We start from the raw sequence: 1,779 nt of genomic DNA, 5'->3' as shown, positions 1-1,779 counted from the left end.
ATCTCACCAATTTAAATATTGATTAACTGATCTTCAATTGCTCAATTATTTACGTTCTAAGAAGCCTAATACAGATAAATTTGGCTAATTATCCATGTAATTTTTGTTGCAATGTATCACCAATGCCATCTACTTTCTTAGCAGCCAAGACGGTGCCACCGATGAGGACACCACCTACAATGAGCGTAGAAGCGATCATAAACTTAAATACACTTTTCAAGACGTCCATAAAATTCCCCTTACTTTTTACTAGTTCGACCAACAACTAATGAAACAATCAGAACTAAAATAATTGCCCCGATGATCGATGGTATCAATGCCATGCCAGCTAACGAAGGGCCCCAAGTGCCAAGGAGCCCTTGGCCAATCCACGCACCGATTAAACCAGCTGCGATGTTTGCAATCCAGCCCATAGCAGCACCACGGTTAGTGATTGCGCCAGCAATGGCACCAATGATTGCCCCGACGATTAATGACCAAATAAGTCCCATATTTACTCACTCCCTTAGTTAACACGACTAGATTTATTGTCAGACGTTACTTTATCAACGCTGTCACCTAATGTTTCCTTCGATTTCTTTGCGCCCTTACTGACGGCTTCCTTCGTTTTGTCTGTGGCATCGCTCACGCGATCTTGCAGAGAAGTCGAATCTTTTTCATATTGCTCCTTTGTCTTGACATCAACAACATTCACATTTACCTCAATTACTTCTAATTCGGTCATATTCTTTACTTCCCGAACGATAACATTTTTGATCTTGTCATACAGTTTAGAAATATCAATGCCGTATTCAGCAACAATGTCGAGATCCGCTGCAACCTGCTTTTTTCCAACCTCTACATCAATTCCTGATGTGACATCTGAAGTATTAACTAGTTTTCCAGCAACATTTGAGAAAAAGCCGCCATCTACGGTTAATAAGCCATCTACTTCAGAAAGTGCGATACCAATGATCTTTTGAATAACCTTATCATCAAATGTTAAATTGCCTTTAACACCAGACTTTTCGTTAGTTGTTGTTTTCTCACTTGGCGTTCCATTCTGCATAATTTTTCCTCCTTATAATTCAAACAGTTATTTAAAAACATTTGTTAAGATACCAGTTTTTTGAATATAATAACCCGCGGTAATCCCGATTGCCATAAAAATCAAAACAAAAAGCGCTTTGAAAAATCCAAAAGTGATGATAAGGACCGCTAAGAGCAATCCCATAATTCCACCAATTAGTGGCCAAAAATAGGCTTTAATGAGTTCGGTCACGATATCACCTCCTAGACAACTCGAGATTTATGCACATTAGCGTCCAACTCATTAAAATCAACGAGTCTGATTTTAATTTTTTTCTGTTCAGAAATTCCAAGACAAATACGCAAATCTTTTTTTAATTGATTAAGAAAATTTGCAGTCTGTTTCTTGGCATCGACTGAATTTAGTAGATCACCCCATATTTTAAGTGTGATCCTTTTTCGTGATAACTTAGCTGATACCTTGGGGTTGCCAATAAAGGGTTCATGTTGAAGTGCTGAAAGCGCAAAATGTTCAATAGCTTTCTTACTGACGGTCACTTGACCATCAGACTTTTGATGAAGATATAATGATTGTGACCGTGGCCAAAAAAGTGTGATAAGCAAAAAAATAATTAACAGTACCGCCAGAATTACTCCACTCCAAAAGAGGTATATCGGTTCGTACTGCTCCAACCAACCAAGCTTTAATGACATGGGTGTACTAGTACCAATGGCCGTTGACCAATTTTTAAAGACAAGAACTATGGATAA

5 protein-coding genes are annotated in these 1,779 nt (G+C 38.3%); all 5 read right to left on the bottom strand.

Annotation, left to right across the window (positions count from 1 at the left end):
• Positions 1-88 precede the first annotated feature (88 nt).
• A complete protein-coding gene (locus GB992_RS11645; RefSeq protein ID WP_003681696.1) occupies positions 89-229 on the bottom strand; it encodes a hypothetical protein in 141 nt (46 codons plus the stop codon).
• Positions 230-239: 10 nt separating this feature from the next.
• On the bottom strand, positions 240-491 hold the full coding sequence (locus GB992_RS11370; protein ID WP_161002545.1) for a GlsB/YeaQ/YmgE family stress response membrane protein: 252 nt from the start codon (positions 489-491) through the stop codon (positions 240-242).
• A gap of 14 nt (positions 492-505) precedes the next feature.
• On the bottom strand, positions 506-1,048 hold the full coding sequence (locus tag GB992_RS11365; RefSeq protein WP_161002544.1) for an Asp23/Gls24 family envelope stress response protein: 543 nt from the start codon (positions 1,046-1,048) through the stop codon (positions 506-508).
• A gap of 27 nt (positions 1,049-1,075) precedes the next feature.
• Positions 1,076-1,261, bottom strand: coding sequence for a DUF2273 domain-containing protein (locus GB992_RS11360; RefSeq protein ID WP_107760573.1), 186 nt, complete (start codon positions 1,259-1,261; stop codon positions 1,076-1,078).
• An 11-nt stretch (positions 1,262-1,272) separates the two neighbouring features.
• On the bottom strand, positions 1,273-1,779 hold a 507-nt coding region (amaP, locus tag GB992_RS11355), incomplete at its 5' end, for an alkaline shock response membrane anchor protein AmaP (RefSeq protein ID WP_161002543.1).

The organism is Furfurilactobacillus milii, assembly GCF_009863985.1.
GTDB classification, from domain to species: domain Bacteria; phylum Bacillota; class Bacilli; order Lactobacillales; family Lactobacillaceae; genus Furfurilactobacillus; species Furfurilactobacillus milii_A.
This window is presented reverse-complemented; position numbering and strand designations above follow the sequence as displayed.

Excerpts from the sequence above, each read along its gene's own strand:
- GB992_RS11370 (WP_161002545.1), bottom strand. The coding sequence starts at position 491 with ATGGGACTTATTTGGTCATTAATCGTCGGGGCAATCATTGGTGCCATT.
- GB992_RS11645 (WP_003681696.1), bottom strand. The coding sequence starts at position 229 with ATGGACGTCTTGAAAAGTGTATTTAAGTTTATGATCGCTTCTACGCTC.
- GB992_RS11365 (WP_161002544.1), bottom strand. The coding sequence starts at position 1,048 with ATGCAGAATGGAACGCCAAGTGAGAAAACAACAACTAACGAAAAGTCT.